Genomic DNA, 15,342 nt, shown 5'->3' on the forward strand with positions numbered 1-15,342 from the left:
CATCAACTCGCCGTACAGGCCGTTCCGTTGAGTGTGAAGCCACCCGGCGCCGCGCTGTTGCCGCCGTGGTTCGCCTGATAGCCGATGCCGACACTCGCGTTCGGCGCGATCGTGCCGTTGTACGTCGCGTTCGTCGCCGTCACCGTCCCGGAGGCCGGGGTGTACGTGGCACCCCAGCCGTTGGTGATGGTCTGGCCGGCGGGGAGGGTGAAGGCCAGTTGCCAGCCGCTGATCGCGGTCGTGCCGGTGTTGGTGATCGTCAGAGACGCCGTCAGGCCGGTGTTCCAGGCGTTCGTCGTCGCCGTCACCTTGCAGGCGCCCGGCTGGGGCTGGGGCGCCGGGCCGGAGCTGTCGAGGCCGAAGAAGGTGAGGGCGCGGGCGGCCATGCCGGTGGTGTAGAGGTTGTGGCCGACGCCCTGGAGGCTGATCGCCTCGACGGGGGCCCGGTCACCGGTGGCCCCGTAGCGGGTGCGGGTCCAGCCGGAGACCGGCGTGTCCGTGGCGGCGGGCGTCTGGCTGACGCCGAGGACGTTCGTCCACTGCTTGATCTCCTCGCCGAAGTTCGGGTAACGCAGCACGTCGTCCTCGGTGCCGTGCCACACCTGCATGCGCGGCCGGGTGCCGGTGTAACCGGGGTAGGCGGCGCGGACCAGGTCGCCCCACTGCTGGGGGGTGTGGGTGACGGTGCCGCCCGAGCAGGCGCTGTTCCACTCCGATCCGTCCGTCGTCGCGAAGCACCCGAACGGGACGCCGGAGAAGGCCGCGCCCGCCGCGAACACGTCCGGGTAGTCGCCGAGCAGGACGTTCGTCATCATCGCGCCCGAGGAGATGCCGGTCGCGTAGATCCTGCTGGTGTCGGCGGAGTAGGTGTTCACCGTCCAGTCGATCATCGACTTGATGCCGACGGGGTCGCTGCCGCCGCCCCGCTTCAGCGCCTGCGGCGAGGACACGTCGAAGCACTTGCTGGAGCGCGTGACCGAGGGGTAGATCACCACGAAGCCGTAGGTGTTGGCCAGTTGGGCCCACTCGGTGCCGTTGTACATGGCCGGTCCGGAGCCGGTGCAGTAGTGCACGGCCACGACGACCGCCGGATGTGCGGTCACGTTGTCCGGCACGTACAGGTACATCTGGAGATTGCTGGGATTCGTACCGAAATTGGTGATCTCGGTGAGGGTCGCCGCGGGGGCTGCCTCGGTGCGCGCCGACGCGCTGGGGGCGGCCACGAGCGCCGCCGCGAGTAACGACAGCAGAGCCAGCAGTATCGAGCTCAGCGGTCTCCTGGGGGTGGTGGACACGTCCTTGCCCCTTTCTTTCGTAAGGATCTGCAGGATGAGTTCGTCTGGGTCGACAGGGAGAGCTTCCAGGGCAGTCGGGAGTCGTGGCCGCTCGCGGCCAGGTCCGGGCCCTGGTAGAGGCAGCGCAGCCGGCAGGGGTCGATCGTCAGGGTCTGGCCGACTCCGTCGCGGATCGTCTCGCCGTGACTGAAGTCCTCGGTCCGGACAGCCCTGCCGTCCGGGAACGTCACGCTGTTCGAGCGGATGAGGGCGTTCGGGGTCCAGGCGCGGGAGGAGCGGCGCCAGTCGGAGCCGGTGGCCCAGGCCTCCACCGGCATCAGGTACTTCCTCGTCCCGGCGACGGGGTGGACGTTGCACGCCTCGAACAGGTCGAAGCGGTGGGGCTCACCCAGGACGATCTTGGTGCCGCGGAAGCCGTTGGGGAACCCAGCGCGGGTGGTCCGGGACCGGTACTGGGGACTGCAGTCGTCGGAGAAGAAGAGGTAGCGGTCGCTCCGGACGCAGATCGTCCAGAAGTCCAGCCGGAAGCTCGGGCGCTTGCTCTCCCTGCTCCAACTGCCCGGGTCCACCGGGTCTTTTGTCGTCGAGTACGACGGCGGACCGGTCCGGTGGACCATGCACCAGAGCCTGCGGGGCGCGAAGTACAGGACTTGGGCGCGGCCGCGTACCGGTCGCCGATGTTCGGGTCGGCGTCCAGGAAGGCCAGGGGCGCGTCGGCCGCCTGCGCCCGGTCAGTGAAGCTCGTGTGGGCGAGACTCCACGCGTCGGCGGTGTCCGCGGTCGTCATGCGGACGGGCCGGCGGTTCTTGTACCGGAAGACCGTCGGGTCCTTGGCGGAGACGATCGGAGGGTCGGCGTCCGGTTCGCGGCCGATCAGCGGACCGATGGCGGAGCGGCTGAAGCATCCCGGCAGGGGGGCGCCCCGGTTGTCCGCGTCGGCCGGGGCGGGGGCGTGAGTCGTGAGTTCCAGGGCGAGCAAGGTGAGCACCGGGCCGCTGACGAACGTACGCATGTGTGGAGTCGTCACCGACTCGCCCCTCTCGGAAGTTCTCGGAAATCTCTCGGAAGGGAAGCGTCCGGCGAGCATGGTGGCATGCACATGGCTTTCATGGAAGCGCTCCCACACGTCGAAAGAATTCGAGTGCACCGCCGCCCGCCTCCCCCGCATCGGTGGCCGAATGTCTTCTGCGCAAAGCGTTGACTAGAAAGCGCTTGCCCCCTACGTTCCGTTCAGCAGTGTGAACCGTCCTGCGGCGGCAGGGCCTCACATTGCGGAGCTGCACCTTGCATGTCGTTCAACATGACGAACATTCGTCACGTACATGTCCGACCTGGCACCACGCAGGCCCCATGAAGGGACGCACCCGCATGCGTACTCGCCCCCCACGTACACACGCGCAAAGATCCGCTCTGGCCGCCGGTGCGGCCGCGATCGCGACGGCGGCCGCCCTGGCCGTCCCGCAGCCGGCCGGGGCCGCCGAGACCTCCCCCATCGGTTTCGGCGCCGGAACGACCGGCGGAGGCAGCGCTTCCGCGGTCACCGTCTCCACGCTGAGCGCCTTCAAGACGGCCGTCACCGGCAGCACGGCGAAGGTCGTCAAGGTCAACGGCCTGATCTCGCTGAGCGGCACGGTCGACGTCGGCTCCAACACCACGGTGCTGGGCGTCGGTTCGTCGTCCGGGTTCACCGGTGGCGGGCTGCGGCTGAAGAAGGTCACCAACGTCGTGGTCCGCAACCTGAACATCAGCAAGCCCCTCGCGCCCGCCGACGGCATCGAGGTGCAGGCCTCGACGAAGGTGTGGATCGACCACAACTCCTTCTCGGCGGACCGCGATCACGACAAGGACTACTACGACGGGCTGCTGGACATCAACCACGGCTCGGACAACGTCACGGTGTCCTGGAACACCTTCAAGGACCACTTCAAGGGCTCGCTCGTCGGCCACAGCGACAACAACGCGAGCCAGGACACCGGTCATCTGAAGGTGACGTACCACCACAACTGGTTCAACAACGTCAACTCGCGTATCCCCAGTCTGCGCTTCGGCACCGGGCACTTCTACGACAACTACGTCGTCGGCGCCGAGACCGCGGTGCATTCGCGCATGGGCGCCCAGATGCTCGTGGAGAACAACGTCTTCCGCAGCACCGGAGTCGCTGTCACCACGAACCGGAACAGTGATGTGGACGGCTACGCCAACCTGCGCGGCAACGACCTCGGCGGAGCCGCCACCGAGGTCTCCCAGGTCGGCACCTTCACCACCGCTCCGTACGGCTACACCGCCGAGCCCGCCTCCTCCGTCGTCGCCTCGGTGACCGGCGGCGCGGGCGCCGGAAAGCTCTGACCACCCCCACCCCCCGACAAGGAAGAAGGATTCGGGACATGACTTCTTCGGCACGTCCACGCGCGCGCAGGCGCGCGCTGACAGGCGCCATGGCCGCACTCGGCCTCTCGGTTGGCATGATCATGGCACTCAACACGCCGACGGCCAGCGCCGCCACCTGGCCCACCGCGAACGGCAGCCAGGCGGTCTCCTCGACCATCGAGCTGTCCGGCACCAAGGACTACGGCATGAAGCGCCTGTACGGCACGGGCGACCTGGGCAGCGACAGCCAGGACGAGGACCAGGGGCCGATCCTGAACCTGGCCGCCGGCACCGTCCTGAAGAACGTCATCATCGGCGCTCCCGCCGCCGACGGCATCCACTGCGCGGGCAGCTGCACGCTGCAGAACGTGTGGTGGGAGGACGTCGGCGAGGACGCGGCGACCTTCCGCGGCTCCTCGTCGTCGAACGTGTACACCGTCTCCGGCGGTGGCGCGAAGTCGGCCAGCGACAAGGTGTTCCAGTTCAACGGCGCCGGCACGCTCAACGTCTCGAACTTCGCGGTGCAGAACTTCGGCACCTTCGTCCGCTCCTGCGGCAACTGCTCCACGCAGTACAAGCGGACGATCAACCTCAACACCATCGAGGCGACCTACTCGGGCAACAAGCTCGTCGGCATCAACACCAACTACGGCGACAGCGCGACCCTGAAGAAGATCACGATCGTGGGCGACTCCAGCAAGAAGATCGTCCCGTGCCAGAAGTACATCGGGAACAACACGGGCAAGGAGCCGACCACGAACGGCTCCGGACCCGACAGTACGTACTGCAAGTACGCGACCTCGGACATCACCTACAGGTAGCCGCTCGGCAGGTGAAGGCGGCCGTACGAAGCGTCCCCGCACGGCGCTTCGCACGGCCGCCGTGTCATGTGCGCAGGTGGCCCTGCGGGACGGTGTCCGCCAGCTCGCCCTGGTAGTCCGCGTACGCGGAGCGCAGTGCGGCGCCCGGCCAGTCGGGCGGCAGGAGCTCGGGCGGCAGCACGGGATCGGTCAGCAGCTGGCGTACGACCGCCGCGAAGCCGGTGAGCCGGTCCGCGGGCCGGTCCGCGCGGGCGACATGGGCGAGCAGTGCCCGGGAGTCGGCCGCCCAGCCGTCGAGGGGCCACAGCGCGGCGGCCAGCTCGGGGCCGGAACCGCCGGGGCGGGCCATGCAGCGCTGGGCCACCTCGTCCAGGTCGTCCGGGAGCGGTCGGAGCAGGTTGGCGGGTCGCAGCCAGACGCCCTCCCGGAGCTCGGCGAGCCGGAGGGCGGTCAGCCGCGCGCGCAGTTCGGCGCGTTCGGCCGGGTTGCGGCCCGTCGCCGTGATCACGACCATCTCCCAGTCGCCGCGCCACGCGCGCGTGCGGGGGTGCACGGAGTCGTCCTGGCGGCGCTGACGGGCGAGCAGCCGGTCGCTGAGGCCGTAGACGGTGTCGGCACGCCGCAGGTCACCGGCGCTCACCATCCGGCTGAGCGCGGCGCGCAGCGTGGAGCCGCCGACCCCGAACGGCTCCACCGCGCGGACCAGGTCCTTGACCGCCATCTCCGGGGGGTGCGCGCCGAGCAGCAGACTCAGTACGACCGACCGCGCGGACAACGGCCGCAGGTCGACCTCACCGGGCTGCTCCGACACGTTCCTCCGCATGGGCACGTACTGTACGGCTCCCTCCTTGTTGCACTATTGCTACGGTCGCAGGACAAGTGCAACATGGACTCCATGGTCTCCCTCTCCGCGCCCGAACAGGCCGCCACCCACGCCGTGACCAACCAGCCCCCTCCCCTGGCCCCGTACGACGCCTCCGACGATCCCGTCCTGCTGGAAGGGCTGCGCCGCGAGGGCGCCGACTGGGCCGAGGAGGGCCTGCGGCGGCTCGGTCTGCGGGCCGGCAGTGCAGAGGCCCAGGAGTGGGCGGATCAGGCCAACCGGCACGAGCCGGTGCTGCGCACGCACGACCGGTACGGCAACCGGGTCGACGAGGTCGACTTCCACCCGAGCTGGCATCACCTGATGCGGACCGCCGTCGCCGAGGGCCTGGCCGGCACACCGTGGGCGGAGGACCGTACCGGCGCCCATGTCGCCCGCACGGCAGGCGGCCTGGTGTGGGGACACACGGACGCCGGCCACGGCTGTCCCACGTCCATGACGTACGCGGCGATCCCGGCGCTGCGCAGGGAGCCGGAGCTGGCGAAGGTCTACGAACCCCTGCTGACCGGCCGGGAGTACGAGCCGGAGCTCAGGGTGCCCACCGAGAAGCGGGGCCTGCTCGCGGGCATGGGGATGACCGAGAAGCAGGGCGGCTCCGACGTCCGGACGAACACCACGACGGCCACGCCCACCGCGGAGTCCGGGGTGTACACCCTGCGTGGGCACAAGTGGTTCACGTCGGCGCCGATGTGCGATGTGTTCCTGGTGCTGGCGCAGGCGCCCGGCGGGCTGTCGTGCTTCCTCGTCCCGCGCGTCCTGCCGGACGGCAGCCGCAACACCTTCCGCATCCAGCGCCTCAAGGACAAGCTCGGCAACCGGTCGAACGCCTCCTCCGAGCCCGAGTTCGACCGGACCGTGGCCTGGCTGGTCGGCCCCGAGGGCCAGGGCGTCAAGACGATCATCGAGATGGTCAACTGCACCAGGCTGGACTGCGTGATGATGTCGGCGACCCTGATGCGCAAAACGCTCGTCGAGGCGGGTCACCATGCCCGGCACCGCGGCGCGTTCGGCGCCCGGCTGATCGACCAGCCGCTGATGCGCAACGTCCTGGCCGATCTGGCGCTGGAGTCCGAGGCCGCCACCACCCTCACGCTGCGGCTGGCGGGCGCAGCCGACCGGGCCGTGCGCGGGGACAGCGGCGAGCAGGCGTTCCGCCGAATCGCCACCGCGGTCGGCAAGTACTGGGTCACCAAGCGGGGTCCGGCCTTCACCGCGGAGGCCCTGGAGTGCCTCGGGGGCAACGGGTACGTGGAGGACTCGGGCATGCCCCGGCACTACCGGGAGGCGCCCCTGCTGTCGATCTGGGAGGGCTCCGGGAACGTCAACGCCCTCGACGTCCTGCGCGCGTTGCGCCGTGAGCCGGGCACCGCCCAGGCGCTGTTCGGCGAACTCGCCCTGGCCCAGGGGGCGGACGCCCGACTGGACAGGGCCGTCGCCCGCCTCGAGAGCCTGTTGACCACGGCGTCCGAGTCGAGTGCCCGCCGACTGGTGGAGCACATGGCCCTCACCCTCCAGGCCTCCCTCCTCGTCCGGCACGCCCCGCCCGCGGTCGCCGACGCCTTCTGCGCCACCCGGCTGGGCGGCGACTGGGGCCACGCCTTCGGCACGCTGCCCGACGGGGCGGACGTGGACGCGGTCCTCCGGAGGGCACTGCCGGGCGACAACTGAGCTTGTTCCGGGGCCGGTCGGCGAAATCCGGACCACCTCCCTGTCCGGATCGCTCACCGTCACACGCTGATTCCGCTTCGTTGTCCGTCCCGTGGTGCAGACTCCGATCAGTTGGTACTTCGCCTGGGGAGGACAACGTGTTCACGGGGATCGACGAGGTCGACTGGGCTTCGCTGCGGCATGCGTACGGCAGTGCGGCGGACGTGCCCGGACTGCTGCGGGGGCTCGCCTCCGCGGACCCGGTCGAGCGGGAGACCGCCCTCGACGGGATGTACGGCGCCGTGCACCACCAGGGAGACGTGTACGACTCGACCCTGGCCTGCGTTCCGTTTCTGCTCGCGCTCGCGGCGAGCGGGGAGGTCGAGGACCGGGCCGGCATCGTCGAACTCGTCGTCAGCATCGGGGCGGAGAGCGCGAGCCCGCAGGACGGCGCCGAGGGCGGACTCCGCGCGCGGGCCCGGGTCGAGGTGTGCGTCGGCGCCGAGGTGTTCGTCCGGCTGGCGGGGGACGCCGACCCCTCCGTCCGCCGGGCCGCCCCGGAGGCTCTCGTGCGGTTCCTGGACGAACCGGCCCGCGTGCTCGATCTGTTGCGGGAGCGCTGCGCGCTGGAGCGGGACGAGCGGGTCCTGCACGCCCTCACCGAGAGCCTGGGCCTTTTCGTACGGCGGCATCCCGGGCACGCGGCCGGTGCGCTGGAGTTGCTGACGGCACAGACCTCGGCGCCCCACGAACCCGGGCTGCGCCTCGCCGCCCTCGGCCGGCTCGCCGACTGCGCCCCCGACCGGCTGCCGCCCGACCTGGTGACGATCGCCGTCGCACTGCTCAGAGAGCGGTCCGCGCGGCGTTCCACCAGACGCCAGGGCGTCGACTGCCCCCACTCCGACACCCTCGCGAGCCGGCTGCGACGGCTGCGGCCCTCGGACGAGGAGGGCTCGCAGTTGCTGCGGGCCCTGCACCGCGGGCTCGGCGACCGGCTCGACGAGCGGACTGCCCTTCTGACGGGCCAGTTGACCAGTCCGGACGCCGTGGACCGGTGCAACGCCGTGTGGATGTCGGCGGGGCTGTTCCGCGAGTGGCGCGCCGACTGGGCCGAGCCCGTCGCCCTGATAGGCGCTCAACTGGCGGCGCAGGAGAGCCGGTTGCGTGACGCCGCGGTGTCGGTCCTGGAGGAGCTGTTCGGTCTGGCCGCACCCGCCGCCGACGACCTGGCCGCCCTGGTGACCTCCCGGCCCGATTTGTGGATACGGCGCAGGGAGCGCGGGACACCGGCACTGGGCGGTCCGCTCAAGGCCCTTGCCAGGAGCGGGGACTCCCGGGCGACACCGGCGCTGGCGGAGGTGCTGGCCGGTCCGGACGTACCCGACGATCTGGGCCATGTGATCGGCCATCTGGGCCCTGGAGCGGCCCCGCTCGCGCCCGCACTGCGCCGACGGCTGGGCGAGGTCGCGCCGGACTCCGCCGGAACCTTCGAACGGGCCGTGCCGCTGTTGTCGGCGCTCACCGCGCTGGGCGACGCCGAGGCCGTCCCGGAAGTGCTGCGGCTTCTGCGGAGCCTGCCGGTGCGGTCGCGGTCGCGGGACGCCGTGGTGGAGGCGGCTGTGCGCGCTCTGGAGGCGTTCGGAAGTGCGGCGCCCTCCCTGGTCGCACCCGTGCTGCGCGAGCTGCTGGAGACGGAGTACGCGGCGGTCGCCGCGCGGGCGCTGTGGTCCGTGGAAGGGGACGCGTCGGCCGTACTGCCGGTGCTGACCGGCGAGTTGGCGGACGGGAGACCTCGGCGCCGAGCGGCCGCGGGGGCGCTGGCGCGACTCGGGACGAAGGCCGGCGGGGCGCTCCCGGAGTTGCGGCGGATGATCCTGGCGGAGGATCTGTGGGAGCGGGTGTCCGCCGCGTGTGCGGTGTGGCGGATCTCCGGGGACGGCGAGCTCGCCGCGCCGGTCCTGCGGACGGCCTGGACGCACAATGCGCGCACCCGCCGAACCATCACCGCCTGCCTCGCCGCCCTGGGCCCTGACGGAGAGCCCCTTCACGCTCTTTTTCGGGCGGAACTGACGGCTCGGCGACGGCATCTGGCATCGACGTCCGGCGGACACGGCAGCCAAGACGTGCTGGACGACGAGCGGTTGGTGCGGGCTTGCGGGGAGGTGCTGGGGAGCGCGTAGGGGCCTGACCCACCGGCGGGGCGAAGAGGTCCCGGGTTGCGGTCCGCGAGGTGTCGCCCACGTCCCGTCCCGGGCGGCGTTGCCTGCACCGCAAGCCCCGCCGGTGCTACCTCCCGTCGGCCCGCCTACCGCCCCACAGCGGCCCGAAATGCGCCCAGTCCGTGTCCCACTGGTCGAGACGGCGGCGTTCCATGCGGCCGCGGAGGACCCGGCCCCCCACGAAGGGGACGGCCGCGGTGCTCAGGCCGACCAGGACGCCGATCATCGCGGCGCGGATCCGGGCCTGGCCCTCGGTGGCGGGCTGGGTCATGAGGCGGCCCCGGGCGTCGGTCCAGACGGTGACCGGGGTGCCCTGGGTGCTGCCGGGATCGACGCGCACCTGGCCCGTGTGGGCCGAGCCGTCGGCCCCGGTCCAGGCCACCTCCCCCCACACCCGTTCACCGCTCGACGTGCCCGGGTCGGCCGTGCCGGGTGCCTGGTCGGCGAGCCGGGCCACGACGGGCCGCCACTCGACGCGCTCCAGCGCCAGCTGGTGCTCGACCGCCCGGCTCACCCCCAGACCGGCGAGCACCCCGGCCACCACGGTGAGCAGCCAGGCACCGAGCACGACCCACGCCTCGACGGCGTCGGCGCGGCGTCTGAGGGGATTGCGCCGCCAGCGCCACAGCCAGACCTTGGGACCACGGAACGCCATCGAAGGCATCCTCCTCATGAGCGACGGGCGCACGAACATGCCGGACCGACCTCCCATACGGGAGAGCCGGCCTCGATGCTCACGGCGCACGGCGAGTTCTCCGTCACGACGGTGCCACCGGCCGCCACGCGCCGCGGGCATCTTGCCCAAAAGCCACCCGTCAATCGCCGCGGCCGGTTACCATCCCCGCCCTGACCTGCGATGGAGCTCCTTCCAGAGGTGACTGTCAGTGGCGGGGTGCAGACTGGCCGGTGTCTGGGACAAAGACGTCACGGAGGTTGATCGGTATGGCTGAGAAGCTGCTTGCCGTGGGGACGCGCAAAGGCCTGTTCATCGGGCGCGAGCGAGGCGGCACCTGGGAGTTCGACGAGAGCCCGTATTTCAACGCGCAGGCCGTGTACTCGGTCGCCATCGACACCCGGGGCGAGCGCCCGCGGCTGCTGGCCGGCGGCGACAGCGCGCACTGGGGTCCTTCGGTGTTCCACTCCGACGACCTGGGCCGCACCTGGACGGAGCCGGCGCAGCCCGCCGTGAAGTTCCCGAAGGACACCGGGGCCTCCCTGGAGCGGGTCTGGCAGCTGCACCCGGCGGCGGCCGAGCCGGACGTGGTGTACGCGGGCACGGAACCGGCCGCGTTGTACCGCTCCGAGGACCGCGGGGAGAGTTTCGAGCTGGTCCGGCCGCTCTGGGAACATCCGACCCGCTCGAAATGGGTGCCGGGCGGTGGTGGTGAGGGTCTGCACACCGTCCTGACCGACAGGCGGGACCCGCGCGCGGTAACGGTGGCCGTCTCCACGGCGGGGGTCTTCCGCACCAGGGACGGCGGCGCAAGCTGGGAGCCGTCCAACTCCGGTGTCTCCGCGGTGTTCCTGCCCGACCCGAACCCGGAGTTCGGCCAGTGCGTGCACAAGGTCGCCCGGGACGCGGCCGATCCGGACCGCCTGTACCTCCAGAACCACTGGGGGGTGTACAGGAGCGACGACGCGGGGGCGCACTGGACGGACATCGGCGAGGGGCTGCCGTCCACCTTCGGGTTCGCGGCGGCGGCCCATCCCCACCGCGGCGAGACGGCGTACGTCTTCCCGATCAACGCCGACGCGGACCGTGTCCCGGCCGGTCACCGATGCCGGGTCTTCCGCACGGCGGACGCGGGCAAGACCTGGGAACCGCTCACAGCGGGCCTGCCGCAGGAGGACCACTACGGCACGGTGCTGCGGGACGCGATGTGCACGGACGACGCGGACCCGGCCGGCGTCTACTTCGGCAACCGCAACGGCGAGGTGTACGCCTCGGCCGACGACGGCGACAGCTGGCGGCAGTTGGCCTCGCATCTGCCGGACGTGCTGTGCGTGCGAGCGGCGGTGGTCGCGTGATCCTGACGGGGCCGCCCCGGGCTCCTGGTCACGGTTGGGGGAGCGTCACCTCCGGGTTGCCGTAGTAGGCGTCGGGGCCGTGTTTGCGGGTGTAGTGGCGTTGCAGGAGGTGGGCGGGTGGGGGTGCGGTCGGGTTGAGGGACAGGGTGTGGAGGGCGATGTCGGCGACGGCTTCGCAGATGATCGCGTGTTCGAGGGACTTGCGGGCGGTGCTGCCCCAGGTGAAGGGGCCGTGGCCGGCGACGAGGGCGGCGGGGACCTCGACGGCCCGCTGGTCCTGGGCCTCCAGCAGGTCGACGATGACGTGGCCGGTGTTGTACTCGTAGTCCTTCGCGCACTCCTGGGCGGTGAGGTCGCGGGTGACCGGTATGGGCCCGTTGAAGGTGTCGGCGTGGGTGGTGCCCAGGACCGGGATGTCGCGGTGGGCCTGGGCGAAGGCGACGGCGTGGGTGGAGTGGGTGTGGGTGACCCCGCCGACGGACGGGAACGCCAGGTAGAGGCAGCGGTGGGTCTCGGTGTCGGTGGAGGGGCGCAGGTGGCCGCCGACGACCGCGCCGTCGGACAGGCGGACCGTCACCAGGTCGTCGATCGTCAGGGCCTCGTAGGGCACCCCGGAGGGCTTGATGACGAACACGCCCGCCTCACGGTCGACTCCGCTGACGTTTCCCCAGGTCAGGGTCGCGAGTCCGACCTGGGGGATGGCGAGGTTCGCCTCCAGGACCTCGCGGCGCAGACCGTCGCGGACGCGCACGCTCATCGGTCGTCTCCTTCGGTGCTGTTCGGGGCGGCGGTCACAGGGCCTGGGCCAGTCGGTGGTAGGCGGCGTTCCAGCGGATCTCCTTGGCGAACTGCTCGGTGCTGGTGTTCTCGTCGATGGTGAGCAGTTCGACACCGGTCATCGCGGCGAAGTCGCTCAGCGTCTCGGCGTCGACGGCCGAGCTGAGCACGGTGTGGTGCGGGGCACCGGCCAGCAGCCAGCTCTCCGCCGACTCCGCCAGCGAGGGGCGCGGCGTCCACACCGCCCGGGCCACCGGGAGCTGGGGCAGCGGCTGGCTCGGGGCGATGACGTCGACGGCGTTCGCGGTCAGCCGGAAGCGGTCGCCCAGGTCGGCCAGACCGACGACCACAGCGGGGCCTTCGGCCGCGTTGAAGACCAGACGGACAGGGTCCTCGCGGCCGCCGATGGACAGCGGGTGGATCTCGCAGCTGGGGCGGTCGGCGGCGATCGAGGGGCAGACCTCCAGCATGTGGGCGCCGAGAATGCGGGGGGTGCCGGGGCCCAGGTGGTAGGTGTAGTCCTCCATGAAACTGGTGCCACCGGATTGTCCGGCGCCCATGACCTTCATCGTGCGCAGCAGCGCGGAGGTCTTCCAGTCGCCCTCGCCGCCGAAGCCGTAGCCGTCGGCCATCAGGCGCTGGACGGCCAGGCCGGGCAGCTGGCGCAGCCCGCCGAGGTCCTCGAAGTTGGTGGTGAAGGCGGTGAAGCCGCCCTCGGTGAGGAAGGTGCGCAGGCCGAGTTCCTGGCGGGCGGCATACAGCAGCGAGTCGTGCCGGATGCCGCCCGGACGCAAGGACGGCACCACGTCGTACAACTCCACGTACTCGCCGGCCAGTTCGGCGGCCGCCTTGTCCTCGACCGCGTCGACCACGGCGACCAGGTCGTTGACCCCGTAGGTGTTCACCGAGAACCCGAACCGCAGTTGTGCCTCGACCTTGTCGCCCTCGGTGACGGCCACGTCGCGCATGTTGTCCCCGAAGCGGGCCAGCCGCAGGGTGCGTGCCGCGTGCCGGCCGGCGGCGGCCCGGGCCCAAGCGGCGACGCGCCGCACGACCCGCGGGTCCGTGCTGTGACCGGCGACGATCTTGCGGTTGACGCCGACGCGGGACTCGATGTGGGCGAACTCCCGGTCACCGTGGGCGGCCTGGTTGAGGTTCATGAAATGCATGTCGATGCTCGACCAGGGCAGCGACAGGTTGTACTGGGTGTGCAGATGCAGCACCGGCCGGTCAAGGGCGCTGAGCCCGGCGATCCACATCTTCGCCGGGGAGAACGTGTGCATCCACACGATGACGCCGACACACGTGTCGGAGGCGGTGGCCTCAAGGCACAGACGCCGGATGGACTCCGCGTCGGTGAGCACCGGCTTCCACACGATCCGCAGGGGAATCTGGGACGCGGCGTCGAGCCGCTCGGCGATCTGCCGTGACTGGTGGGCGACCTGCTGCAGCGTGTCGTCGCCGTACAGGCCCTGACTGCCGGTCAGGAACCAGATCTCCTGGCCGGTCGACGGTCCTTCGGATGCGGTCATGACGGGGTTCCTTTCGAGGGGAGCGGCGTGCGGTAGGGGCGGCTGGAGCGCTCAGGCGGACGCCTCGGCGCGGATACCGCGCAGGCGGTGCATGACGTCGTTGGTGCCGCGGCCGAAGTAGTCGTGCAGGAGCCGGTATTCGGCGTACAGGCGGTCGTAGGCCGCGGCGCGTTCGGGGTCCGGCTGGTACACGCCCCGGTCGGCCTTGCCCATGGCCCGTGCGGAGGCCTGGATGTCGGGGTACGCCCCGGCCGCCACCGCCGCGTGCATGGCCGCGCCGAGAGCCGGCCCCTGAGCCGAGCCGATGATGCTCAGCGGTCGGCGGGTGACATCGGCGTAGATCTGCATGAGCAGGGCGTTCTTCATCAGACCGCCCGCGATGATCAGTTCGTCGACCGGTACCCCGGACGCCTCGAAGGCCTCGATGATGGTCCGGGTGCCGAAGGCGGTGGCCTCCAGCAGCGCACGGTAGACGTCCTCGGGCCGGGTCGAGAGGGTCAGTCCCACGACCACACCGCTCAGCTCGTGGTCGACCAGCACCGAGCGGTTGCCGCTGTGCCAGTCCAGGGCGATCAGGCCGTGCTCGCCCACCTTCTGCCCGGCCGCGAGGGCGGTCAGGTGCTCGTGCGCGTCGCGGCCGCGGGCGGCGGCCTCCTCGGCGTACGAGGAGGGGAACCCGGTGCGCACGAACCAGCCGAAGATGTCACCGACGCCGCTCTGCCCGGCCTCGTAGCCCCACAGGCCCGGCAGAATGCCGCCGTCGACGACACCGCACATCCCGGGCACCGTGCCCTGCTGGTCCGAGCTCATGACATGGCAGGTCGAGGTGCCCATGATGGCCACCATCTGCCCCGGCTCCACCGCACCGGCGGCGGGTGCGGTGACATGCGCGTCGACGTTGCCCACGCACACCGCGATGCCTTCCGGCAGTCCCGTCCAGGCCGCGGCCTCGGCCGTCAGGTGCCCGGCCTTCGCGCCCAACGCACCGATCGGGTGCTCCAGTTTCTCCGGCACGAAGTCGGCGAAGCCGGGGGCGAGCGCTTCCAGGTAGGCCTGGGAGGGGTAGGCGCCGTCCTGGTACTGGCCCTTGTATCCGGCGGTGCAGGCGTTGCGCAGATACGTGCCGCACAGCTGCCACACGATCCAGTCCGCCGCCTCCACCCACCGCTCCATGCGGTGGTAGATCTCCGGGTCCTCCTCAAGGACCTGCAGTGCTTTGGCGAACTCCCACTCCGAGGAGATCTTCCCGCCGTACCGCTGGAGCCAGGGCTCCTTGCGTTCGGCGGCCAGCGTGGTGATGCGGTCGGCCTGCGCCTGGGCGGCGTGGTGGCGCCACAGCTTGACGTAGGCGTGCGGGCGGCCGGTGTACTCGGACAGTTCGCACAGGGGCGTGCCGTCGGCCAGCGTCGGCACCATCGTGCAGGCGGTGAAGTCGGTGCCGATGCCGATGACCTGCTCGGGCGCCACTCCGGCGCGGGCGAGGGCCGCCGGCACCGCGTGACGCAGTACGTCGATGTAGTCCGACGGCACCTGCAGGGCCCAGTCCGGAGGCAGCCGGGTGCCGTCCGGCAGTTCACGGTCCAGGACCGCGTGCGGGTACTCGTGCTGGGCCGTCCCCAACTCCGCGCCGTCGCGCACCCGGACCACCACGGCCCGTCCGGACAGCGTCCCGAAGTCGACTCCTACGACGCACGGTTCCGGGTTCCCGTTCGGCTCGTTTCCGGTGTTCACCATCAGCCTCCTTCACACAGGGGTATTCGATATGTCGATCAG

Annotated in this window: 12 protein-coding genes; 5 read left to right on the forward strand and 7 right to left on the reverse strand. The window is 71.1% G+C overall.

Features of this window, described 5'->3' with window-relative positions:
• Positions 1 to 2: 2 nt before the first annotated feature.
• Together ABZT02_RS02095 and ABZT02_RS02100 are read right to left on the reverse strand one after the other, a co-directional pair.
• Positions 3 to 1,262, reverse strand: a complete 1,260-nt coding sequence (locus tag ABZT02_RS02095; protein WP_356013680.1) for a PHB depolymerase family esterase — start codon at positions 1,260 to 1,262, stop codon at positions 3 to 5.
• A 5-nt stretch (positions 1,263 to 1,267) separates the two neighbouring features.
• Positions 1,268 to 1,912, reverse strand: coding sequence for a non-reducing end alpha-L-arabinofuranosidase family hydrolase (locus tag ABZT02_RS02100; protein ID WP_356013267.1), 645 nt, complete (start codon positions 1,910 to 1,912; stop codon positions 1,268 to 1,270).
• Positions 1,913 to 2,663: 751 nt separating this feature from the next.
• Between ABZT02_RS02100 and ABZT02_RS02105 the strand changes: the two genes are divergently transcribed.
• Positions 2,664 to 3,641 (forward strand): polysaccharide lyase family 1 protein, encoded by a 978-nt coding sequence (locus ABZT02_RS02105; RefSeq protein ID WP_356013269.1) that lies wholly within the window; start codon positions 2,664 to 2,666, stop codon positions 3,639 to 3,641.
• Positions 3,642 to 3,679: 38 nt separating this feature from the next.
• Positions 3,680 to 4,483, forward strand: a complete 804-nt coding sequence (locus ABZT02_RS02110; protein WP_356013271.1) for a pectate lyase — start codon at positions 3,680 to 3,682, stop codon at positions 4,481 to 4,483.
• A gap of 64 nt (positions 4,484 to 4,547) precedes the next feature.
• On the opposite strand, the gene ABZT02_RS02115 is transcribed toward ABZT02_RS02110, so the two are convergent.
• A complete protein-coding gene (locus ABZT02_RS02115; RefSeq protein ID WP_356013273.1) occupies positions 4,548 to 5,306 on the reverse strand; it encodes a PaaX family transcriptional regulator C-terminal domain-containing protein in 759 nt (252 codons plus the stop codon).
• Positions 5,307 to 5,378: 72 nt separating this feature from the next.
• Here ABZT02_RS02115 and ABZT02_RS02120 point away from each other — a divergent pair, with 72 nt between their 5' ends.
• Together ABZT02_RS02120 and ABZT02_RS02125 are read left to right on the forward strand one after the other, a co-directional pair.
• A complete protein-coding gene (locus ABZT02_RS02120) occupies positions 5,379 to 7,034 on the forward strand; it encodes an acyl-CoA dehydrogenase family protein (protein WP_356013682.1) in 1,656 nt (551 codons plus the stop codon).
• Between the two features lie 137 nt (positions 7,035 to 7,171).
• Positions 7,172 to 9,193: a HEAT repeat domain-containing protein gene (locus ABZT02_RS02125; RefSeq protein WP_356013275.1), complete on the forward strand. Its 2,022-nt coding sequence runs from the start codon at positions 7,172 to 7,174 to the stop codon at positions 9,191 to 9,193.
• Positions 9,194 to 9,299: 106 nt separating this feature from the next.
• Here the strand turns inward: ABZT02_RS02125 and ABZT02_RS02130 are convergent, their stop codons facing one another.
• Entirely contained in the window at positions 9,300 to 9,887 is a 588-nt protein-coding gene (locus ABZT02_RS02130) for a hypothetical protein (protein ID WP_356013277.1), read from the reverse strand.
• Positions 9,888 to 10,174: 287 nt separating this feature from the next.
• Here ABZT02_RS02130 and ABZT02_RS02135 point away from each other — a divergent pair, with 287 nt between their 5' ends.
• Positions 10,175 to 11,260, forward strand: coding sequence for an exo-alpha-sialidase (locus tag ABZT02_RS02135; RefSeq protein WP_356013279.1), 1,086 nt, complete (start codon positions 10,175 to 10,177; stop codon positions 11,258 to 11,260).
• A 28-nt stretch (positions 11,261 to 11,288) separates the two neighbouring features.
• On the opposite strand, the gene araD is transcribed toward ABZT02_RS02135, so the two are convergent.
• The 3 genes from araD to araB are packed head-to-tail and all read right to left on the reverse strand — an operon-like array spanning position 11,289 to position 15,303.
• A complete protein-coding gene (gene araD / locus ABZT02_RS02140; protein ID WP_356013280.1) occupies positions 11,289 to 12,017 on the reverse strand; it encodes an L-ribulose-5-phosphate 4-epimerase AraD in 729 nt (242 codons plus the stop codon).
• A gap of 34 nt (positions 12,018 to 12,051) precedes the next feature.
• Positions 12,052 to 13,569: an L-arabinose isomerase gene (gene araA, locus ABZT02_RS02145; protein WP_356013281.1), complete on the reverse strand. Its 1,518-nt coding sequence runs from the start codon at positions 13,567 to 13,569 to the stop codon at positions 12,052 to 12,054.
• Positions 13,570 to 13,620: 51 nt separating this feature from the next.
• A complete protein-coding gene (araB, locus tag ABZT02_RS02150) occupies positions 13,621 to 15,303 on the reverse strand; it encodes a ribulokinase (protein ID WP_356013282.1) in 1,683 nt (560 codons plus the stop codon).
• Positions 15,304 to 15,342 lie beyond the last annotated feature (39 nt).

This window comes from Streptomyces sp. NPDC005402 (assembly GCF_040606575.1).
Lineage (GTDB): Bacteria > Actinomycetota > Actinomycetes > Streptomycetales > Streptomycetaceae > Streptomyces.